This is a genomic window from Bifidobacterium simiiventris (assembly GCF_019331715.1).
Taxonomy (GTDB): Bacteria; Actinomycetota; Actinomycetes; order Actinomycetales; family Bifidobacteriaceae; genus Bifidobacterium; species Bifidobacterium simiiventris.
The window spans coordinates 17128-40309 of sequence record NZ_JAHBBG010000019.1; the positions used below are offsets into that span (position 1 = coordinate 17128).

Consider the following 23182-nt stretch of genomic DNA (forward strand, 5'->3'; position numbering starts at 1 on the left):
AGAATGGGGGAGAGGGGAGGAGGGATGAGGGCCTACTCGTCGCCGTCTTCGATGCGCTGCCGAAGGATGGATTCGATGGGCTCGTAGTGGTCGACGACGGCCTGACGATACGCGTCGACATCGCCCGCCAGTGCGGCGTCGAGCATGCGGCGATGGGCCGAGGCGGTGCGGTCGAGTTCGCTGGACACCGGCAGTCCGAGCTGGGGGAGCACCGCCATGTGGACCAGCCACAGGGACCGGACCATCTGCTTGACGATGGTGTTGCCGATCGAATCGAGAATGCCCATGTGGAAGTCGATGTCCAGCGCGAGGAAGGTTTTGCCGTCCTTCGCGGTGGCGGTCATGGAATCGGCGAGCTTCATGAGATGGGGTTGCTCGCTGTTCGCCAGCGAGGCCACCACCTCGTCGGCGCAGCCGAGATCCAGGAACCGGCGCAGCTGGACCACGTCCTGCAGATCGGCGAAGTTCTTGCCCACGGACACCATCGAACGGAAGGCGAGCGTCTCCACCATCGGATCCAGAGACAGCGACCCGACGAACGTGCCCTTGCCATGCTCCACCTTGACGATGTTCAGCGCCTCGAGCTTGCGCACGGCCTCGCGCACCGAGGATCGGGATGCGCCGATCGTGTCGCACAGCTGCGCCTCGGTCGGCAGCACGTCGCCGGGCTGCAGATGCTCATGCAGAATATAGGATTTGATGGCGTCCATCGTCTCGTCGCAACGGCTGCGTGCGGAGACGGTGGGCGTACTTTGCAGTGACAGACGGGCCAGCATCGCTAGTTCCTGCTGGGTGTACTCGCCTAGGATTTCGTCGCCTGATGGCTGGGTTCGGTTCCCGTTCTGGTTCGGCGTCTCAAGTGCGGCCGGACCGGATGGGTTGCTCATGATACGCTCCTTGTCTTGTTTTCCCTTATGGGTACGACGTTGTTGCATGCAATACCACCGTTCCCCTGACGGTCTTATGAACCACAATAGGCGCAAACACAACGCACGACTAGGTTTTGCTCCTATCGCGATACGCTTTGGGCTGGCAAAGGGCCCGGCTGTGTCAGGGTGGGGTGTCCGGTGCTGGCTGCGGCGAAGTGCCGTCCGTCCTGCGGACGTATGCCGGTCGGCTGGCAACGGCTCTACGCTGAGTTATCAGACATCTGACAACTACTATCGTACCATGACATGACGTGCCGCCGTGCGGTTACGTATAACCGACGCGGCAGCACGATCCTATCAATCCATCGCCGTCAGCGCTTCGCCTGTCTGAGCGCGGCGCGCACGACGGCGGCGAATGCGGCGGTCGTGCCGAAGGCGACGCCGGCGAACACCTGCGGACGGCGCAGCTCGTTGCGCAGGCCGATCGCGTCGGTGATGCAGTGATCCTCGAAGAACACGCGCAGCTCGTTGCTCGAATACCGGCCGACCAGTTCGCCCCACGTGAGCATGCGCGTCACGTAGTTGCGCGGATTGTCTTCGCGGAACTCGAACAGTCGGATGCCGCGGTAGCGCGACTTCGGACCGTAGCACTCGAATCCGCAGGTCGGCGCGTAGCCGAGATCGATCCCGTCGACGTGGCCGACGAACGAATTCTTGTGATCATGCCCGCAGAACAGCGCGAAATAGCCGCCCGCGTCACGCATCGCATCGACCTCGCCCACGTTCTCGTCCGCGCAGCCGATCGCCTCGCCGAGCCTGGAACCGGGCCGGCAGATCTCGTGGTTGAGCACATAGCAGTGCCCGGCGAAATTGCGCGCGCCCTCCACCGCGTTCGGCGTCCACGGGCTCACCTCGGTCAGGCAGTCGTAGAACTCTTGCGGCGGGATGTGCTGGAACGCGATCGTCGGCACCGGCTTGCCGTCGCCGTTGCGTGTCGCAAAGTCACGCTGCACGTCGCCCAGCCATGCGACCGCCTCGTCGCTCGGCGTGCCGTAGCCGTCGGAATCGGCGAGGTCCAAGCCGCGCGAATTGGCGACGTAACGCGGATACTGCGCGTCGTTCTCCTCCGGCTTGCCCGCATAGTCGCCCGAGTTGATCATCGTCACGCCCATCGCGACACGGCCCGAGCCGTCCGACGCTGCGACCGGCAGCGCGAACGTGCCCGGCTCCAGCGAATCGGCCGGGTTCAGACATCCTGGATACTCGCGGTAGATGTCGTCCTGCTCGTCGGCGAGGATGCCGCACTGGAAGTCGTGGTTGCCGTAGGTCGCGGCGAACGGCACGTCGGCGCGCACGACCGGCCCGAGGAACGCGCTGAACGTGTCGCGCACCTTCTGCCGGGTGTCGTCGAGCAGATCGTCGAGCGTGACCACGTCCTCGACCGGCGGCACGTCGGGGTTGCGGCGTGCGGCGATGCGCCGGTGGATGCCCTTGAGCTTCGCCTCGACCTCGGTGACGAGACGCACCTTCGCGCCCGGATTCTCGCCGCGGCGGCGCAGGAACGTGTCGATGTACGCCGGATCGTAGCCGCGGATCTGATCGCCGGTGAAGACGACGAGATCGGGGTCGGCGGCCTTGACCGCGGCCTCGATCATGCGGATCGTGTCGGGGTGGACGTTCGGGCCGTCCTGGATGTCGGCCATCTGCAGCACGCGGAACGTGCCGTCTTCGCGGAACTTGAGCGAGGTGTGCGGGGTGCGGTGTGTCATGCACCCTATCTAACCGTGCGATCGCCGCATACGGCAGTCGATGGGCGCGATCTGCGCGGGAGCATCACGTTTGCGCAACCGTGCGTTTGCCGAACGTTCCGATTGACAGGTGATCGTTGGGTGCGTGACTGCCGACGGTCGGACGGCGGTTGCGCGGCGGCTATGCACCTGCCGTCGCCAAATGCCGGAATGACGGCGATTTGCGGGGGTAAGACCGGTATGATGAAAGGTTGTACATGTTACGTACACGTAAACGATACGGCCGGGCTGAACCACCGGCGCAAATCCAAGAAAAGGAGGAGTGATGGGTCAGGATCAATCGTCAGTGTTTGATCTCGCGGCAGTCGCCGCAGCGTCCAACGGAGGGAACAACGACCCGCTGCTGCCTCCGGCACGATTCATCGGCGACCCGCAGAAGCCGAGCAAGATGCCGTACAACAAGTACGCCGCCTACGACAAGCAGGTGCCGTTCGACTATCCGCAGCGCACGTGGCCGGGCAAGCGCCTCGAGCGTGCCCCGCGCTGGTGCTCGGTCGACCTGCGCGACGGCAACCAGGCGCTCGTCAACCCGATGGACTCCGAACGCAAGCTGCGCTTCTGGAACCTGCTCGTTTCCATGGGCTTCAAGGAGATCGAGGTCGGCTTCCCGTCCGCGTCCGAAACCGATTTTGACTTCATCCGCATGCTCATCGAACGCGAGCTGATCCCGGACGACGTGACCATCGTCGTGCTCACCCAGTGCCGCGAACACCTCATCCGCCGCACCTACGAGGCGCTGCGCGGGGCCAAGCGCGCGGTCGTGCACTTCTACAACTCCGTGTCCGTGCTGCAGCGCGAGGTCGTGTTCCGCAAGAACAAGGCCGAGATTAAGCAGCTCGCCACCGATGCCGCCGAACTGTGCAAGAGCCTCGAATCCGAGGCCAAAGGCATCGACCTGTACTACGAGTACAGCCCGGAGTCGTTCACCGGCACCGAGCCGGAGTACGCGGTCGAGGTGTGCAACGCGGTCATTGACGTCATCAAGCCGACGCCGGACCACAAGATGATCATCAACCTGCCGGCCACGGTCGAAATGACCACGCCGAACGTCTTCGCGGACGAGGTCGAATACGTCTCCAACAACTTGAACGACCGCGACTCGATCGTGCTGTCGCTGCACCCGCACAACGACGAGGGCATGGGCGTGGCCGCCACCGAACTCGCGCTGCTGGCCGGCGCGGACCGCGTCGAAGGCTGCCTGCTCGGCAACGGCGAGCGCACCGGCAACGTCGATCTCGTCACGCTCGGCCTGAACCTGCTCACGCAGGGCATCGACCCGCAGATCGATTATTCGAACGTGCCGGAGATCCGCAAGACGGTCGAATACTGCAACCAGATCAAGATCTCCGAACGTCACCCGTACGCGGGCAACTTCGTGTTCACCGCGTTCTCCGGTTCGCACCAGGACGCGATCAAGAAGGGTCTCGAGGCGCGTCAGATGGCCGCAGACCGTGCCGGCGCCGACCTCGACAGCTTCGTGTGGCTCGTGCCGTACCTGCCGATCGACCCGAAGGACATCGGCCGCACGTACGAGGCGATCATCCGCGTCAACTCGCAGTCCGGCAAGGGCGGCATGGCGTACCTGCTCAAGACGAACCACAACCTCGACCTGCCGAAGCGCCTGCAGGTGGAGTTCGACAAGATCGTGCAGAAGTACGCGGACGATACGAAGAAGGAAGTCAAGGACGAGGACATCTGGCGTCTGTTCAAGGACGAGTACCTGCCGGTCGAGGAGTCGGGCGCGACGGCGGCCGGCGCGGTCGTGGGCGACACCCGCGACGAAAGCCTCGAACAGTGGGGTCGTCTGAAGCTGCTCAAGGTGTCGGTCTCCTCCGGCGAGGACGGTTCGGACACCGTGCTCAAGGCGAAGCTGCTCGACCGTGGCGCGGGTGCGGCGAACGCCTCCGAGCCGGTCGTGCGTGAGCTGAGCGGCATCGGCAACGGCCCGATCGCCGCGTTCATCAACGCGATCTCGAACCTCGGCATCGAGGTGTCGGTGATGGATTACGTCGAGCACACGATGTCCGTCGGCACCGACGCGATGGCCGCCTCGTATGTCGAGGCGCAGGTCGGTGAGGACGCGGAGAGCCAGATCATCTGGGGTGTCGGCATCGACTCCTCGATCATCACCAGCTCGCTCAAGGCGATCATCTCCGCGGTCAACCGCAGCGAACGCTGACATACGGTCGGCGTGCCGTGTCCGGCGTGTCGCAACTGATGTTGCTCCGGTATGAACAGTCCACCGGACTGTTCATCGGAACGCTGACATCCGTCGGTACCGAATACGACGAAGGGCCTTCTTGCAATCATATGCAGGAAGGCCCTTCGCATGTGTTGCGGGGCTGCGTCTGTTACGCTGGCCCGCTTCCCGGGCTTACGGCCGTTGAGGTGCTCGGAACCAGCCGTAAGCCCGGGAGCGGTGCGCCGTCATCCGGGCATACGGCCGGTTTGAGGGGTGGAACCGGCCGTAAGCCCGGAGTCTAAAACACCACGGTTGGTTCCTAGAGGCCCTGTTGAGCCTGCTCGCGTAGCGGTCATCGAAAAGGGGCGGCATCCGCACGATGCGAATGCCGCCCCTGAACCTTGCCGTCTACTGGCCGGTGTTGTTGGAATCGGTGTTGCTCGAACCGTTGCTCGAACTTGAGCTGGAGCCGGTCGCGGTGCCGCTGCTCGATCCACTGCCGGAGTTGCCGGAGTTCGAACCAGTACTGCCGGAGTTCGAGCCCGAACCGCTGCTGCCTGAAGTGTCGCTCGAGGTCGAGCCGCCATCGCCGGAGTTACCGGTCGAACCGCTGCTGTCGGCCGAACCGTTGGAACCGCTGGAACTGCCGCTCGAATCGTCGCCGGAACCGTCGCCTGACGAACCGCTCGAACCGTCACCGCTCGAACTTGTGCCGGACTGCGACTGCTGCGCCTCCTGTTCGGCCTTCTGCTTGGCCGTGTCCTGCTGTTGCTGGTAGTAGGTCGCGCCCAGACCCCACGTGCCGTCCGGGCCGCCAATCTTGCCGTCGTCGGTCGCGGTCGGGAACTGCTCGACGGACATGCCGTTGAGCGCCTGACTCATGAACTCGGTGAACAGGTGCGCCGGGTATCCGGTCGAGGAGACGCCGTAGCCGGCGAACTCCGGCACGACCTGCGGTGAACCGTTCCCGTCCGGATTCCAGATCGCCCACACGCTGAGCAGTTGCGGCACGTAGCCAACGAATGAGGCCGCAGTCTCGTCGTTCGCGGTGCCCGACTTGCCGGCCACGGCCCGGCCGAGCGCCGCCGCGGTGCCTGCCGCGGTACCCGTCGTCGTCGTGCCCTGCATCGCCTTCTGCACGAGCGCGCAATCGTTCGCATCGAAGACCTTCTCGTTCGCGACCGTCGCCTTGTACATCTCCTTGCCCTGGTAGTCGGTGACGTCCGAAACGATGTGCAGCGTGTTCTTCACGCCGTTCGCGGCGATCGTGGAATGGCCCTGCGCCAGATCCCATACGGTCGTCGCGTTGATGCCGAGCACGTTGTACGGCGAGGTCTCGTCGATGTCGCTCTCGATGCCGGCCTGATGCGCGATCTCGGCCGTGCGCTGCGGGGTGAGATGCTCGTTGACGTTCATGAACACCGTGTTCACGGAATTCGCCGTGGCCTGGTAGAGGTTGATGTAGCCCCAGTTCATGTTGAGCGCGTTGTTCACCTCGTTCTCCAGTCCGGCGAAACGCTGGCCGGAATTACCGTTGAACAGTGTGCTGAAGTTCACGCCCTCCTGCGCGGCGCCCAGCAATGCGAACGGTTTCATCGTCGAGCCTGGCTGGAAGTTCGCCTGCGTGGCGTTGTTGTACTGGTTGGTCAGATAGTCCGAACCGGCGTACATGGCCTTGACCGTGCCGTCGCGCGGATCGACCGCGATGCCTCCCACCTGGATTGTCTCGGGCATGCCGTCCGGCCGTGTGTCGCCCACGGTCTGGATCGCGTCCTGCATGGTCTTGTCGATCGTGGTGATGATCTTGTATCCGCCCGTCTCGATGTCGTCTTTGGTGAACGTGCCCGAATTGATCAGCTCGTTCTCCACGGTGGTCAGCAGGTAGCCGTTGTAACCGCTGAACGCGTTGTTCTGCACGTACTCGATCGTCTCGGGCAGCGAATTCGCCTTGCTGTGTTCGACAGCGGTGATGTAACCGTCCTCCTGCATGATGTTGAGCACGCGCTTCATGCGCTGCGTGGCCATCGTCGCATTCACGGCCGGATCCCATGTGGACGGGGCGGGGATGATGCCGGCGATCATCGCGGACTCCTGCAGCGTCAGGTCTTTCGCGTCCTTGCCGAAGTACGCCTGCGCGGCCGCCTGGATGCCGTACGCGCCGCGGCCGAGATAGATCGTGTTCATGTAGTTGCACAGGATCTCGCTCTTGTCCTGCGCCTGCGCGAGCTTGAGCGCGAGGATCGCCTCGCGCGCCTTGCCGACATACGAAGTCGTTTCGCCTAGATAGTAGCGTTCCGCGTACTGCTGCGTGATCGTCGAACCGCCCTGGCGCGTGCCCTTGGTGACGTTGTTGAGCAGCGCGCGGCCCATGCCCTTCAGATCGATGCCCTTGTTCGTGTAGAACGTGCGGTCCTCGGACGCGACGATCGCGTTGCCGACGTAGTCGGGCAGGTCGTTGCACTCGATGATCTCGCGGTTCTGCTCGGCGAACGAGCCGATCTCGGTAGTGCCGTCGACGTAGTAGACGGTCGTCTTCTGCGCGAGCGCGATCTTGTCGGCCTGCGGGATTTCGGTGGTGATGTACAGGTATGCGAACGCGCCGACGCCGGTCAGGATGCCGAGGCCGAACAGTGCGCCGATGACGATGAGGATCCATTTGAGGATCGGGTGCCGGTTATTGCGCCGGTTGCGCCGGTTGCGACCGTGCCCCTTGGGGTTGACGGCGCGATGCGAGCCGCCGGTATGGCGTCGTGCGGCTGGTTTTCTGGTCGTGCCGCTGCTCACCGTTCGGGGGGCGCTGCCTGCCCGATGGGAGCCGCCGGAAGTACGTCGTGACTGTGAAACCATGGGCACCACCGTAGCCACTGCCCATGAACAACCGGGCGTTTTGAACCGATTCGCATGGTTCCCGGCATGATTTTGCGCCGAACTCTCACAAATTCAGCGGGCGCTCGGCAAGGCGCGGCGCGCCGGGTATGTCCGTGGATGCTGTACACTGTTTAACAGCCTCCACGCGGCGCTATGTCACCCAACTCCCCCAGGGCAGGAATGCAGCAAGGGTAAGTGGCCTCTGACGGGTGCGTGGAGGTTTTTCCATACTTTCCGGCATTCGGGGCATCGGAGCTATAACCCGGCATTCGTGGCGTGGGTCCGCATCTCCCCGGGCGTACGGCCGGTTCTGAGGCGTGTAACGGCCGTAAGCCCGGGAACGGGCCATGTTATCCCAGACAGCAGCCTCCCCTCCCGGGCTTACTGCCGGTTCGAAGGTGTGTAGAGGCCGTATGCCCGGGAGGGGTGTGGGCTTATGATCTCCCTTTCCGAGCTCATGATCTCCCTTCTCGAGCATACCCGCATTCTCCCGGGCATACGGCCTGCTGCTGCGTCTGAAACGGCCGTATGCCCGGGAACGTACGCCCGGGAACGTACGCCCGGGAACGGGGCCATGCCTTCCCGGCAGCAGCCTTCCTTCCCGGGCTTACGGCCGGTTCTGACCTTTACAATGGCCGTATGCCCGGGTGGGGGCGAGATTTCGGGCTTGGTTCCCGGGCATAATGCCGGTTTGGGGGGCCGTAGAGGCCGTAAGCCCGGGTGATCATCGGAGGCCATCGTAGAATCGTGGATATGACCGACGAACAGCAGCCCCTCGCATCCCCTCCCACGTCATTCGTGCCGTTGCGGCTTCCGGAACCATCATCCGAACCGTCCCGTGACGCGGCGGGCGGCCCGTCGTCGGGCGCGCCCGCGGTCAGCAGGAGTGGCCCGGCCGTCGTCATCCCCGGCATCGAACCGCTTACCGACGATCCGTGCGCCGCATCGTCCGATGTCGAGCGCGTCCTGTCCGAGCCCGACCCACTGCTCGCACGTCCGCGCGTGTCGAGCCGCATACTGTGCGTCGTGTTCGGACTGCTGCTCATCGCCGCCGCGTTCGGCGTGTGGTGGCTCGGCGTGCGCACCGAAACCGGCCAATCCTACGACGAGATCGTCGTCACGGGATTCGACGACGCGCTGCCCGGCTGGCTTGCGGCGACGCTCAGTCCGTTCATCGATTGGAACGTAGGCACGGTGATCCTCAATCTCACGGTGCTGCTGTCGCTGCTGCTCGGCGCGATCGCGGTCATCGTGACGATCGTACGCAAACGTTGGCTGTTGCTGGCCCAATCCGTCGCGATCGTCGTGCTGTGCTACGCGTCGACGTTCCTCAAGGAACTGCTGCCGCGGCCGTATCTGATCGATACGCAGACGCCGCACGCGAACTCCGCGCCGTCCGGTCACACGATGCTCGCGGCGGCCGCGTCAGTGCTGCTGCTGATCGCCGTACCGCGCGTATGGCGAGCGGTGTGCGCGGTGATATCGGCCGGATTTACTGCGGTGATTGGACTTTCGGTGATCGCCGGCGGCTGGCATCGGCCGACCGACGCGGCGATGTCGGTGCTGCTGGTCGGCGGATGGACGCTGATCGTACTCGCGTTCACGGCGAAAACCGCGATGGACAGGCCGGGCAGCCGCGTCTCGTCGGCGAGCATACAGATCGTCGGCACGGTGATGATCACGGCCGGACTGCTCGGCATCACATACGCTGCATACGTTATCTGGCAGGTGCTGCCCGGACTCGCGCTGAGCGCGGCATGGTCCGCTTCGGGCGCGTATCTGTCGACGATCGTGGGCGTGAACGGCGTGACGTTGCTGACCGTCGGCCTCATACTCGCGATGCGGCAGCTGACCGCCGCCCCGCTGAGCCGGCTCGGCCTGATCGGCGCCCCGCCAGCCCCGCCGAAGCAGTAGCGAGGCCGCGGCCGCCACACGACGGTTTTGGCCTTTGGCCGCACGTCATGGTTAATATGACGTTCCGTAAGGCAAGTATGTAAGGAGCAGTCATGGCAACCGGCAGCAAGCTCGTCATCGTGGAGTCTCCCACCAAGGCCAAGAAGATCGGCGGGTATCTCGGCGAAGGGTACACCGTCAAGGCATCGGTGGGCCACATCCGCGATCTCGCCCAGCCCAGCCAGGTGCCCGCCGCCGACAAGGAGAAGTTCGGCAAGTTCGGCGTGGACGTCCAGGACGGGTTCAAGCCGTATTACATCGTCGACGGAGACAAGAAAAAAACCGTCGCCGACCTCAAATCCGCGCTGAAAACGGCCGACGAACTCTACCTCGCGACCGATGAGGATCGCGAAGGCGAGGCGATCGCGTGGCACCTCGTGCAGACGCTCAAGCCGAAGGTGCCTGTCAAGCGCATGGTGTTCCACGAGATCACGCCCGAGGCGATCAAGGCGTCGCTGACCAACACGCGCGACGTGGACGGCGCGATGGTCGACGCGCAGGAGACGCGCCGCATCCTCGACCGACTCTATGGCTACGAGCTCTCGCCCGTGCTGTGGCGCAAGGTCGGCCCCGGCCTGTCCGCCGGCCGCGTGCAGTCCGTCGCCACCCGACTGATCGTCGAGCGCGAGCGCGAGCGCATGGCGTTCGTCCGTGCGCCCTACTGGGACGTGACCGCCGAACTCGTCGCCCCCGACGCCGAAGGCCAGGACGCGCAGTTCGACGCGCGCATGATCTCGCTCGGCGGCAAGCGGCTCGCCGTCTCCAAGGACTTCGGTGCGGACGGCAAGCTCACGCCGGACGGGTTCGCCGGCAACGTCCTCCAACTCGACGAATCATCCGCGAACGCCGTCGCGGAAACGCTCAAAACCGCCGCGTTCACGGTGATGTCCACCGAATCCAAGCCGTACCGCCGCCGTCCGCAGCCGCCGTTCACCACGTCCACGCTGCAGCAGACCGCCGGCAACCGGCTTGGCATGAGCTCGCGCCAGACCATGCGCGCCGCGCAGGGCCTGTACGAGAACGGCTACATCACCTACATGCGTACCGATTCGGTCACGCTCTCGCAGGAGGCGATCGCGGCCGCCCGCAACGCCGTCGAATACCACTTCGGCAAGGCGTTCCTGTCGGACGCGCCCAAGCAGTACGCGACCAAAACCGCCGGCGCGCAGGAGGCGCACGAATGCATTCGCCCGGCCGGCGCGCGGTTCCGCGACCCGGCCGAACTGGCAAGTCTTGTGCCGCCGGACCAGCTGAAACTGTATACGCTGATCTGGCAGCGTACGTTGGCATCGCAGATGGCCGACGCGACCGGATCGACCGCGACCGTGCGGCTTTCGGCGCCGGCGGGCGCGGCGTACGGCGAGGCCGTGTTCCAGGCGTCGGGCACGGTGATCGAGTTCTTCGGCTTCATGAAGGCGACCGGAGAGGGGCGCAAGGCGGCTTCCGGTGCTGGTGCCGGCGCGGCCGGCGCGAAGGCCGAGGCGAACGATGGCGGCAAAGCCGCGAAGAACAGCGAGGAGAACGCGTCGCTGCCGCCGATGAGCGTCGGCCAGCAGGTCGCCGCCGACGATGTGAGCGCGGACGGCCACGAAACGCAGCCGCCGGCACGCTACACTGAGGCGTCGCTCGTCAAGACCTTGGAGGCCAAGGAGATCGGCCGTCCGTCGACGTACGCGAGCATCATCTCGACGATCATCGACCGCGGATACGTGTACGAGCGCGGCCGGGCGCTGATCCCGTCGTGGCTTGCGTTCTCGGTCATCAAACTGCTCGAGACGAAGTTCCCGAAGTACGTGGACTACGAGTTCACGGCCGACATGGAGAACGGACTTGACCAGATCGCGCACGGGCGTGAAACCGGGCGTGACTGGCTGACGCGGTTTTACTTCGGGTCGGGCGAGGGCGCGGCCGCGAACGCCGACGAGGCGCACGCGGGCCTGCAGCAGCAGGTCGCGCAGCTCGGCGAGATCGATGCGCGCGCGATCAACACGATCGACATCGGCGACGGGCTGCATGTGCGCGTCGGCCGGTACGGCCCGTATCTGGAAGATATGGAACACCTGGACGCGGAGGGCAACCCGAAGCGCGCATCCCTGCCGGAGACGCTGGCGCCGGACGAGCTGACCGTCGAGGTCGGGCATGACCTGATCGAGCACAACTCGGGCGGACCGCGCGTGCTCGGTGTGGACCCGGTGAGCGGTGGCACGGTCGAGGTGCGCAACGGGCGGTTCGGGCCGTATGTGGCGCTCGTGCCGGCGGAGGCTGCGGCTGCCGAGACGACGGGTGCAGGTGAGGTCGCCTCGGCTGGCTCGACCGAGGCGGAGACCAAGACCAAGGCAAAGAAGACCACCAAGAAGGCCGTCGCCACGCCGAAGCCCAAGATGGCGTCGCTGTTCAAGACGATGAGCCCCGAATCGCTCACGCTCGAGGACGCGTTGCGTCTGCTCAGCCTGCCGCGACTCGTGGGCACCTACGAGGAGACGAACGCGGAGACCGGCGAAATCGGCGAATCCAGGGTCGAAGCGAACAACGGCCGCTACGGTCCGTACCTGACCAAGACGGCGGTGGACGGCAAGAGTGAGACGCGTTCACTCGGCTCGGAGGACGAGATCTTCACGGTCGACATCGACAAGGCGAAGGAACTGTTCTCCCAGCCGAAGTACGGTCGCGGCCGTGGACGCGGCGCGGCCAAGCCGCCGCTGCGCGAGCTCGGCCCGGACCCGGAGACCGGCAAGCCGGTGACCATCAAGGACGGCTTCTACGGCGCGTACATCACCGACGGCGAAACCAACCGCACGGTGCCCAAGCAGTACACGCCCGAGTCGATCGAACCGGCCGAGGCGTTCCGCCTGCTCGCCGAAAAGCGCGCGGCCGGCCCGGCCAAAAAGCGCACGCGCAAGACCGCGGCCTCCAAGACCAAGTCCAGCACGGCTGCGAAGAAGACGACAACCAAGAAGACCGCAGCCTCCAAGACCAAGGCGGCTTCTCCCGCGAAGAAGACGACCACGCGCAAGTTCGCCGCCAAGAAGACCGCCGAGGCCGCATGACCGGAGTGTTTGTTTCGTTTGAGGGCGTCGACGGCGTGGGCAAAACCACGCAGGTCGAGCGGTTGTGCGCATACCTTGAGGCGCAGGGCCGCGAAGTGGTGGTCACCCGCGAGCCGGGAGGCACACCGCTGGGCCAGGCGATCCGCCGCATGCTGCTGCATGGCGTGGAGGGTGCGGCCGATATCGCCGCCCGCGCCGAGGCGTTGTTGTTCGCGGCCGACCGCGCCCAGCACGTGGCCGAGGTCATCCGCCCGGCACTCGAACGTGGGGCGGTCGTCATCACCGACCGGTATCTCGACTCGTCGCTCGCCTATCAGGCGGGTGGTCGCGAGCTCACCTCCGCCGAGATCCGCTCCTTAAGCATGTGGGCCACGAACAACCTGCTGCCGGCCCGCACGTACCTGCTCGACATGGACCCGGCGCTTTCGCATGCCCGGCTCCAGCATGAAGCCGACCGTATGGAATCCGCGGGCGACGGCTTCCAGACCCGCACCCGTCAGGCGTTCCTCGACCTGGCCGCCGCCGAGCCGGACCGGTTCCGCGTGATCGACGCGAGCAAATCGATCGAAGACGTGTGGGCGCAGATTCGTGAGGATATCGACGAGGTGATCGCCGGGGGAGAAGAAGATTTCTCGGCTTCGCTGTGCTCCGCTCGAAATGACAAGGGAACGGAATTGCGCTCCGACCGCAATAACAATGAGGACGGCAATGCCTCTCGACATGACATGATGACGGGCGGTGTGCGATGAGCGTATGGGATTCGATCGTCGGCCAGAAACCGGTCGTGGAACAGCTCAAGGCCATCTCCACCGGCGACCCGAAGGCCATCGCGCAGTCGTGGCTGATCTGCGGCCCTCCCGGTTCCGGACGGTCGAACGTGGCCAAGGCGTTCGCCGCCGCGCTCGAAAGCCCCGATCACGGCCTGAACGACGAGCCGACCAAAACCACGCGTGAAGTCCTCGCCGGCACGCACCCTGACGTGACCGTCCTCGCCACGAATAAGGTCACTATCGGCATCGACGAGGTGCGCGACCTGATCGGCGTCAGCGAGCAGATGCCCGGCACCGCGCCGTGGCGGATCATCATCATCGAAGACGTCGACCGTATGCTCGAACGCACTACGAACGTGCTGCTCAAGGAGATCGAAGAGCCGGCCGAACACACGATCTGGCTGTTGTGCGCCCCGAGCGCACAGGACGTGCTGCCCACGATCCGGTCGCGCACCCGCATCGTGAACCTTGCTGTGCCCACGAACAAGGCCGTCGCCGCGTTCCTCATGAACACCGTGAACCCGTCCCTGCCCGACAACCGGCGCTTTACCGAGCACGTGGCCGCCCGCGCAGCCCGGCTCGCGGAAGGCCATATCGGCGTGGCCCGGTTGTACGCTACGAACGAGCGCGTGATGACCGACCGCGACGAACTGATCGTCGGCGTGATCGGCCTGCGACGCGCGTCCGATGCGGTGCTGCTCGCCGGCAATCTGATCGACAACGCGAAAGGTCAGGCCGAAGCGGATGTGGAAGCGCAGGCGGCGCGCGCCGAAGCTGATTTCCGTCGCGTCAATGGTCTGGGGGAGAAGGATCGCATCCCGCTCAACCTGCGCGGCGCGTACAACCAGATCGCCAAAAAGGACGAGCTCAAACGTCAGGCGACCCGTCGCAGTCGCGACGTGCTCGACCGTGCGCTCAACTCGGTCGCCAGCGTGTACCGCGACGTGGCCGTGATGCAGAACAACGCGGAGGACGCGGTCGGCATCATCAATCTGGAGAACCGCGAGGCGATCGCGGAACTGTCGGCGCGGCTGAACCGGGCCGGTGCGGTGCGGCGGTTGGACGACATCGCCACGGCCCGCCGCCGTCTCGCCGGCAACGGCAACCCCACCCTCCTGTTCGAGGCCCTCTTCTGCGCCTTGATTCCGTAGGGATGATACTTCCGAGGCCGTGTCTGTCTGCGCGCGATGATCACATTCGTGTAGAGAGACGTTCGATAATACGCATTTGGCAAGTGTTTCCCGACATGCACCGTTTGCGTATTGGTCTTGTTTTTGGCATAATAATATTCGCTTTCTCTCGCAAGAGGAAGGCTCCAAGTCGCCGGGGGTATTCCCCCGGCAGCCTTTCTCATTCCGTCCACTCGTCAGGAGTCCGATGAGCGAACTGAGCATCTTTGTGGACGAGTCCGGTGAATGGGGCAAACGGTCGGAATATTATCTCATCACACTGGTCTTCCATGTTCAGTCGGAGCCTATTGTGGAGCATATTGCCAGTTATGGACGGCATTTGGCTGACTCGAGATTGCCCGATATCCCCTTTCATGCTGGACCGTTGTTCAACGGGCACGATGACTATGAGCATGTGGATCTGTCGGATCGAAAGCGCCTCTTCGTTGCGTTTTTCAACCTTGTACGTAACTTGCCGTTTCGTTATGTGACATTCGCTCATCACAAAAGCGTGTTTGACGGGCGCAAAAGCAGGTTTGAAGCCCAGCTCAAGCGTGATCTTGCTGACTTCCTCCTCTCTCATCTGGATGAGTTGCAGTCCTATAAAACGATCAAGGTGTATTACGATAACGGGCAACAGGTCGTATCGAATGCGCTGAAAGCTGCTATCGATTATGCCCTGTCCAAGGAAGCGGTCGTATATAAGGATGCCCAGCCGAAGGACTATCGACTTGAACAAACCGCTGATCTGATGTGCACCATCGAGCTTACGGCTTTGAAATTCGATTCGGGAGAAGAAACCGCTACGGATCTCAAAATGTTCAGAAACCGACGCGACTTTCGGAAAAATTATCTGAAGATTCTACGTCGTAAGCGGTTCTGATGCTCCCGTGTGGGATGCGTATCGGCTACATAGAAGAGGTTTGCTGTGGCTTATCGGTATGAAGACGATATTACGCGTAAAGATTTGTTGCGCCTCATTGCAAAGGCTTCTCGTCAAGGATTGCTTGGGCTTTTCGCCGGCGCAGGATTGTCGATAGATGTGCTTGGCAAGGACAAGACCTTGAATTGGCGTCAACTATTGCAACGTTGCGCTACAGTCATGGAACGCGGAGAGATCGACCAGGAAAAGCTGTTTGGTACCGATGCTATGCAGCATCTCGACTATCCGGGTATCGCCACGGAGCTATGCCATCTGTATGCTAAATCCCATAACGATATCAGTGAGACTCAAAGCATTCAAGTGCTGAAACAGGTGGTTGCAGAACAGATCGCTGGATATCCCGATCCATCGAAGGAAAAAGGCGGACGATATGAGGAATATTTCGAGAAGTTGAATTTCGACTGGATCGTAACAACGAATTACGATTCAGTCGTCGAGACGCTGTTGCAGGGAAAAGCATTGCCGCTGTTGACTCATGATGCTTTTGTGAATGTGGCTAATCTTACGCCCGTCTGCCACATCCATGGCAGTGCGATGGATCCATCTTCGATTGTTATCACGCAGGACGATTACACGAGATTCTTCCGTGCCGGCAATTATTGGCAGGCGAGAATGCCCTTTCTGATCAAGGAGCATCTCGTCTTGATGTTGGGCTACGGTATCGGCGATTCCAATATCACATCCGCTATGGATTGGTGTGACTCGGTTTACAAGAACGATACCCCGGAATACTCATATCCGGTGGTGCAGGTGAACTACACTGACAGTGATAACGCGTCAGAGAAACCATATATCAAACATTATGGGGACAGCGAGATCTATGTGATCGACACGAATAGTCTTACTTCATTACTGGACGAGCTGATGACAGTGTGTGATGCTGTGGATCGGGAACGGGAGCAGCTGGAGCGGGAAATAGAAAATAAGCGGAACATGTTTAATTCATCTGATGATAAATATGTGCTGAGTTTTATTAAAAATGAAACATTTCGACACAGAGTATTGGATTTCATGAAAGAACTTGGAAGTGAGTATGGTTTTCTTTGGTCTGACTTTTTGAGTTTCTTCGATCGCGTTATAGCAATGGCATACGATAAGCCAACTATAATATGGGATTTCCCCAAATATGCTGCTTGGTTGAGGATGCTTATTGATATTGGTGCCAGAGTTGATCCATTAAGAATTCCGCCGAAGCTATTTCATCAATGCTGTGATAAATTTAATGATGTAGTCGGTTATATTAGCTATGACAAAGGCTCTTCTTGGGAGGCTGCGGACGTATGGCGTGACCGAGGAGATGAGATCGGGACGTCGTTTCAACTGCAGATGTACCGTTATTTTGTAGCTCAAAGATTAGATGATTCCAGGAAATTACTGGAAAAGAAGTTTTCGAAATTACGTGATCTTAAGTAGATAGTGCGAATACAACCTTTTCTGTGACGTGTCGATCTTTTTGCGCTTGTATCTCGGTCGTTGGGATCGTGCCCGAACGTACCCGCGATACACTGAAGCCATGAAGATTTCCGCTGATTTCACGGTGGTGCCCGACGACTTCGCGAAAGCCGCCGCGCCCGAATATCGCAATGGCGGCGTGCCCGTCATCTCCTTCCCGTTCTACATCGACCAGATCGACCCATCCGTGCGCTACCTGCACTGGACGTTCACCGATCCCGATTCGATTCCGGTGTGCGGCTTCGAATGGATCCACTGGACGGTCGCGAACCTGCCGATCGACGCGCTCATGTATGACTTCAACGATTCGCATGCGCTGCAGATCCCGCCGGACTTCTCGCGCCAGCTTCCCGCGATGATCCCGGAGGCCGTGCAGGGCCGCAATTCGTCGGCCAGCAAGTTCGTGGGCCGCGACAATGATCCGGCTATCACGATGCGCTACAACGGCCCGCAGCCGCCGGACAAGGACCACGACTACTACCTGCACGTGTGGGGCACCAAGGAGCCGTTGCCCGGCCTCAACCAAGGATTCTGGATGAACGAGCTGCTTCACGCACTGAGAAACTGCGGCGAAACCCCGGACCAGGGCGGTATCTTCGTTACCGGAAAAGCGTGATTCACCAGAAATAGGAAGCCATACGGCTCTCATAGAGAAAGTCACAGCAGTCATCAGAAAGGAAGCAACATGCCCTGCACCACGATTCTGGTCGGCAAGGACGCCAGCTACGACGGTTCCACGATCATCGCCCGCAACGAGGACAGCTCCAACGGCGAGTTCAACCCGAAGCGTTTCGTCGTCATCAAGCCCGAGGAACAGCCGAGCGTCTACCACAGCGTCATCTCCCACCTGACCATCGACCTGAGCGAGGAGACCCCGCTGCGCTACACGGCCGCGCCGAACGCCGACCTCAAGGAAGGCATCTGGGGCGAGGCCGGCATCAACGAGGCGAACGTCGCGATGAGCGCCACCGAAACCCTCACCACGAACGAGCGCGTGCTCGGCGCCGACCCGTTCGTCGAGTACCAGCCGGCCAAGGGCGATCCGGACAGCGACGACTACGAACCGGAAGTGCTCGGCGGCATCGGCGAGGAGGACTTCGTCACGCTCGTCCTGCCGTACATCAAGACCGCCCGCGAAGGCGTCGAGCGTCTCGGCTCGCTGCTCGAACGGTTCGGCACCTACGAGATGAACGGCGTCGCGTTCTCCGACGTGAACGAGATCTGGTGGCTGGAGACGGTCGGCGGCCATCACTGGATCGCCAAGCGCGTGCCTGACGAGGCGTACGTGACCATGCCGAACCAGCTTGGCATCGACGAGTTCGATCTCGACGACGCGCTCGGCGAGCAGGAGAACCACATGTGCTCGGCCGATCTCGCCGAGTTCATCGAAGACAACCACCTGGACCTGTCGGTCGAATCGACGTCACCGTTCAACCCGCGCGACGCGTTCGGCTCGCACTCCGACATGGACCACGTCTACAACACGCCGCGCGCATGGTCGATGCAGCGCTTCCTCAATCCGTACGACGAGGTCTGGGAAGGCCCGGATGCCGATCACACGCCGGAATCGAACGATATTCCGTGGGCGCGCCAGCCCGAACGCAAGGTGACGATCGAAGACATCAAATACGTGCTCTCCGACCACTATCAGGGCACCGAATTCGATCCGTACGGCAAACGCGGCGACGAACGCACCAAGCACATGTACCGTCCGATCGGCATCAACCGTCAGAGCCAGCTGTCGGTCATGCAGATCCGCCCGTACCGCCCGCAGGTCAGCCGCGCGATCCAGTGGATCGCCTACGGTTCCAACCCGTTCAACACGCTCATGCCGTTCTACACGAACGTCGACGCGACGCCGGCGTATCTGGAGGATACGACCACGCGCGTGACGACCGAGAACTACTACTGGGCGAACCGCGTGATCGCCGCGCTGTGCGACGCGCAGTTCTCCGATAACGAGCCGGCCGTGGCGCGCTACCAGGAGAAGACCGGTGCGCTCGGCCACCAGCTGGTCGCACAGACCGACGCTGAGGTCAACGCGATGGAGGGCGTGTGGCCGACGGTCGCCGAGGCCGTGGCTCAGGCCGCTGCTCAGGATGTTGCGGACGTGGACGATGCTGCGGACGAGAGGGACGATTTCGACTTCGACGGCGAGACTGACGAGTTCGATGCCGGCGCCGATCTCGACGTGCAGCCGATGGAACCGGACGAGATCATCGACGCGCTGCGTGCGAACGAGGCCGTGCGTGAGACGCTGACCGCCGCCAACCAGCGGCTGGCCGACCGTCTGAAGACCGAGACCGACAAGCTGCTCGACACCGTGCTGTACAACACCAGCATGAAGATGAAGAACGGCTTCCACCTGTCCGATTTCTAAGGCGCTTGGTAGCTCGGCTCCCCTTGCTAGGGGAGCTGTCGGCGCAGCTGACTGAGGGGTAGTCAGAAGGTGAGGCATATAATCTTCTGACTACCCCTCATTCTCGTTATGCGAGCTAGCTCCCCTGCCTGGTGGAGCCCAGTAGGTGAGAAAGGATTTCCGTCAATGACCTCCATCGAGGATTTCACCAGCCAGTACGGCCTGGTCAAGAAGATCGACGCGTTCGGCTACATGGACTACCTCAAGTCCAACCCGGACGCGCCGCGCAAGCACGGCAAGGTCGTGCTCGTCACCGCCGACACGCCGCTCAAGGCGTCCCGCGGCGAAGGCAAGACCACTACCACGATCGCGCTTATTGACGCGCTGCGTGCGCGCGGCATCGACGCGACCGCCGTGCTGCGCCAGCCGAGCATGGGCATCACCGCGGCCGGCTCGAAGGGCGGCGCGTCCGGCGGCGGCAAGGCGTCGCTGACCCACCCGGAGCTCATCGACTGGGGCCTGTGCGGCGAAATGGCCGCCATCGCGGCCGCCCAGAACCTGCTCGTCTCCTTCGCCGAGAAGGCGATCGACGAGGGCAGGCTCGACGACGTGCTCGTGCCGCGCGTCTCCGAAGTCCCGTCGCGCTCCCTGCGTTCGATCACCGTGGATGCGGGCAAGAACAACGTGGCCGAGAAGGTCGTGCTCACGCCGACCTCCGAGCTCATGCAGATCGTCGTGCTGTCTCGTTCGATGGATGAGATCGGCGAGCGCGTCTCCCGCATGATCGCCGGCACCAAGGACGGCAAGGCCGTGACCTTCGGCGAGTTCATCGACCTGTGGCGCATCACGAACATGCTGGCCGACGCGGTCAAGCCGGCCCTGACCGAGACCGTCAACGGCTCGCCGGTGTACGTGCACGGCGGCCCGTTCGCGAACGTGTCGATCGGCATCCCGACGCTGATTTCCGTGGAGATGGCGTGTGCGCTGCACGACGTCGTCATCGTCGAGGCCGGCTACGGCACCGACGCGGGCGCGCAGAAGTGGCTTGACATCGCCTGCCGCGAGTTCGGCGCGCAGTGGCCGAGCGCCGCGGTGGTCGTGACCCGCGCCTCGACGTGGCGTGACGATCCGGAGCTGGCGTGGCGTTACCCGTTCCACGTGAACCGTCTCGAAGGCCTTGATATTCCGGCGTTCCCGCTCATCAACCTGTGGGAAGGCGAGGACGACCAGATTCCGGCGCTGCGCGAGACCGCTAAGAAGCTGGAGTTCCGTGATCCGATCATCGGCAACCTGTACCGCGATGGAGGCGAGGGCCTGGCCGACCAGCTCGACGCGTTCGTGGACGTGCTGACGAACGGCTCGATGCCGGCCCGCCCGCACAGCCACAAGGGCATGTCCGTGATCGAGAACGTGAAGTGGGTCGCCGAGCATGCGTACGGCGTGCCGGCCGAGCGCGTGCTGCTCAAGGACGGCTTCGTCGCCTCGCGCGATGCGGCCGTGGCGCTGTGCGAGTCCGCGGGACTGTCGCTGGCCGATCTGGCGCTGGTCGCGGTCAAGTCGCCGGCCACGATGACCGACAACGACCGCCTGCCGGAGGACGAGCGCACCGTGACCTTGAAGAAGGTCGAAGTGCACGCGGGCGCCGGTCTGGTGCACGTGAACCTGACCACGTCGCTGACCACCCCGATGCCGAAGATCGTGTGACGTTCGTGGCGGGCTGTGCCGAATACCCGGCCGAGTCCGTCACAGTGATCCGGATCCGACGTCCGTTGCGTTCGTAAAAGTGGGTAGATCCGGACTCAGGAATCCAAAGGTGGGTAAATCTCTACTATTAACTGCCGATTCGGCGGACCAAGTGGTAGAGATTTACCCACTTTTGGTTTTTCGGGCCGGATGGAGTCCAGGTTTACCCACTTTCCGGTTGGGGAAGTCCGATTTCACCCACTTTTGGGTTGGGGAGTCCGATTTCACCCACTTTCGTGGACGGGCGTACCGTCCGCGGCGGATCGGCCGGGTCATTCCGTCGGCATGAGGTATCCTTGACATAGTGTCAAAGTGGATGGAGGTTCGAGGATGAACACGAAAACGCCAACACAGGGTATGCAGGGCCGAGAAACGGATGACATGTCGGCCGTCGTGGCCGTTGGAGCCGCCGAGATCGGTATCTCGGCCGGCGTTTGCCCGCAGACTCCGGCAACATCGGCCAAGTCGGCCGTAAAGACCGTCAAGGACTTGCCCGCCGCCAAAGTCTGGGCGTTCGCGACCGGCCAGTTCGGCTGGGCGCTGCTGAGCGGCATCATCTCGAACTGGCTCGTCTACTTCTACCAGCCCGATGCCGAAACCATCGCGCAAGGCCAGACCGTCTTCGTGCCGCAGGGCCTTGTCATTCTGGGCATCGTCACCGTCGTCGGCGGCATCACCGCGTTCGCGCGCTTCTTCGACGCGTTCGTCGACCCGGCAGTCGCGAGCCTGTCGGACCGCAGCACATCCCCGCGCGGCCGCCGCATCCCGTTCCTTCAGTTCGCCGCGCTCCCGCTCGCCGTCGTCACGGTCCTCGTCTTCTGGAGCCCGGTCGGCACGACCAGCTGGGCGAACGCCGCGTTCCTGTTCGTCGCCGTCATCGGCTACTACATCGCGCTCACGTTCTATTGCACGCCGTACAACGCGCTCATCGCCGAGCTCGGTCATGACTCGAAGCAGCAGCTCAATATCTCCACGACCATCTCGTTCACGTTCATCGCCGGCACCGCCGTCGCGTACGTCGCGCCGGTCATCTGGGGCGCGTTCGTGCCCGGACTCGGCCGCGTGAACGCGATCCGCGTGACGTTCACGATCCTCGCCGCGATTGCGTTCGTATGCATGCTCGTGCCCGCGATTACCATCGACGAGCGCGAGTATGTGGATTCCAAGCCGACCAGCGAGGATACGCTCACCTCGCTCAGGGAGACGTTCCGCGACCGCGAGTTCGTGAAGTTCGTCAGCTCCGACATCGTGTACTGGATTGCGATCACGATGTTCCAGACCGGTCTGCCGTTCTTCGTGACGAGTCTGCTCAAACTCCCCGAGACGAGCACGACGATCTACTTCGTGCTCATGACCGGCGTTTCGGTGCTGTTCTACCTGCCGGTGAATATGTTTGCAGGCCGCATCGGCAAGAAGCGGCTGATGCTGGTCGGATTCGTGATCTTCACATGCGCGTACGTGTTCGCGTCGCTGCTCGGCTCGGGCGTGCTCGGCACGATCCCGGCGATGGCGCAGGGCGTGGTGCTGTCGGTGGCGTGCGCGATCCCGATGGCGATCTTCGGCATCCTGCCGCAGGCCGTGGTGGCGAACATCGCGGGTGCCAGCTCGAAGACGACCGGCGAGGACCGGCAGGGCATGTTCTATGCGGCGCGCACGTTCGCAATGAAGATGGGACAGAGCCTGTCGATGTTGCTGTTCACCGGCCTGAGCACGATCGGCGCGGGAAACGGCTTCGGCTATCGCGCGGCCGCCGTGTGCGCGGCGGTGCTGTGCGGCCTGGGCGGGCTGATCTTCGCGTTCTACGACGAAAAGAAGGTGCTCGCGGTGCTTGAGGCGTGATCGGCGTGTTGCGATGGCGGGATATCGGATGGTGAGACGCCGACAAACGAATGTGAGGCTTCTGCTGTTTTCGTGGGTTAGGTTGTTGGTGTTGGTAGTTGGATGTTGAGTCCGCCGCATCTGAGCATGACGAGGCTGATGAGGTTGGTGACGTGGTGGAAGCCGTAGGCCATGCGGATG

General features: G+C 62.8%; 14 protein-coding genes and 1 other RNA gene. 12 read left to right on the forward strand and 3 right to left on the reverse strand.

Annotated features, from left to right (window positions below; all coding sequences use genetic code 11):
- Positions 1-32: 32 nt before the first annotated feature.
- Together KIH76_RS11160 and KIH76_RS11165 are read right to left on the reverse strand one after the other, a co-directional pair.
- A complete protein-coding gene (locus KIH76_RS11160) occupies positions 33-887 on the reverse strand; it encodes a FadR/GntR family transcriptional regulator (RefSeq protein WP_214373549.1) in 855 nt (284 codons plus the stop codon).
- A 353-nt stretch (positions 888-1240) separates the two neighbouring features.
- Positions 1241-2638 (reverse strand): metallophosphoesterase family protein, encoded by a 1398-nt coding sequence (locus KIH76_RS11165; RefSeq protein WP_219070741.1) that lies wholly within the window; start codon positions 2636-2638, stop codon positions 1241-1243.
- A 304-nt stretch (positions 2639-2942) separates the two neighbouring features.
- Here KIH76_RS11165 and leuA point away from each other — a divergent pair, with 304 nt between their 5' ends.
- The gene (gene leuA, locus KIH76_RS11170; protein WP_214373551.1) at positions 2943-4856 is read left to right on the forward strand and encodes a 2-isopropylmalate synthase; all 1914 of its coding nucleotides are present in this window, start codon (positions 2943-2945) and stop codon (positions 4854-4856) included.
- 411 nt (positions 4857-5267) lie between these two features.
- On the opposite strand, the gene KIH76_RS11175 is transcribed toward leuA, so the two are convergent.
- A complete protein-coding gene (locus tag KIH76_RS11175; protein WP_219070743.1) occupies positions 5268-7706 on the reverse strand; it encodes a transglycosylase domain-containing protein in 2439 nt (812 codons plus the stop codon).
- Between the two features lie 154 nt (positions 7707-7860).
- Here KIH76_RS11175 and ffs point away from each other — a divergent pair.
- From ffs to KIH76_RS11230, 11 genes are all read left to right on the forward strand, one after another.
- Positions 7861-7955, forward strand: an RNA gene (gene ffs, locus KIH76_RS11180) — signal recognition particle sRNA small type.
- A 525-nt stretch (positions 7956-8480) separates the two neighbouring features.
- On the forward strand, positions 8481-9641 hold the full coding sequence (locus KIH76_RS11185; protein WP_219070745.1) for a phosphatase PAP2 family protein: 1161 nt from the start codon (positions 8481-8483) through the stop codon (positions 9639-9641).
- A gap of 92 nt (positions 9642-9733) precedes the next feature.
- A complete protein-coding gene (gene topA / locus KIH76_RS11190) occupies positions 9734-12727 on the forward strand; it encodes a type I DNA topoisomerase (RefSeq protein WP_219070747.1) in 2994 nt (997 codons plus the stop codon).
- Complete coding sequence (gene tmk / locus KIH76_RS11195; protein ID WP_219070749.1) at positions 12724-13476, forward strand: dTMP kinase; 753 nt, start codon at positions 12724-12726, stop codon at positions 13474-13476. The genes topA and tmk overlap by 4 nt, the downstream gene beginning before the upstream one ends.
- The gene (locus tag KIH76_RS11200; protein WP_219070752.1) at positions 13473-14648 is read left to right on the forward strand and encodes a DNA polymerase III subunit delta'; all 1176 of its coding nucleotides are present in this window, start codon (positions 13473-13475) and stop codon (positions 14646-14648) included. Before tmk ends, KIH76_RS11200 begins: the two co-directional genes overlap by 4 nt.
- Positions 14649-14874: 226 nt before the next feature.
- On the forward strand, positions 14875-15549 hold the full coding sequence (locus KIH76_RS11205) for a DUF3800 domain-containing protein (RefSeq protein ID WP_219070754.1): 675 nt from the start codon (positions 14875-14877) through the stop codon (positions 15547-15549).
- A 45-nt stretch (positions 15550-15594) separates the two neighbouring features.
- Entirely contained in the window at positions 15595-17022 is a 1428-nt protein-coding gene (locus tag KIH76_RS11210) for an SIR2 family protein (RefSeq protein ID WP_214373558.1), read from the forward strand.
- 100 nt (positions 17023-17122) lie between these two features.
- Positions 17123-17677, forward strand: coding sequence for a YbhB/YbcL family Raf kinase inhibitor-like protein (locus tag KIH76_RS11215; RefSeq protein ID WP_214373559.1), 555 nt, complete (start codon positions 17123-17125; stop codon positions 17675-17677).
- A 69-nt stretch (positions 17678-17746) separates the two neighbouring features.
- Positions 17747-19441, forward strand: coding sequence for a C69 family dipeptidase (locus tag KIH76_RS11220; protein ID WP_219070755.1), 1695 nt, complete (start codon positions 17747-17749; stop codon positions 19439-19441).
- A gap of 165 nt (positions 19442-19606) precedes the next feature.
- Positions 19607-21124, forward strand: coding sequence for a formate--tetrahydrofolate ligase (locus KIH76_RS11225; protein ID WP_219070756.1), 1518 nt, complete (start codon positions 19607-19609; stop codon positions 21122-21124).
- Positions 21125-21493: 369 nt separating this feature from the next.
- On the forward strand, positions 21494-23002 hold the full coding sequence (locus KIH76_RS11230) for an MFS transporter (protein WP_236037007.1): 1509 nt from the start codon (positions 21494-21496) through the stop codon (positions 23000-23002).
- The last annotated feature ends 180 nt before the right edge of the window (positions 23003-23182 follow it).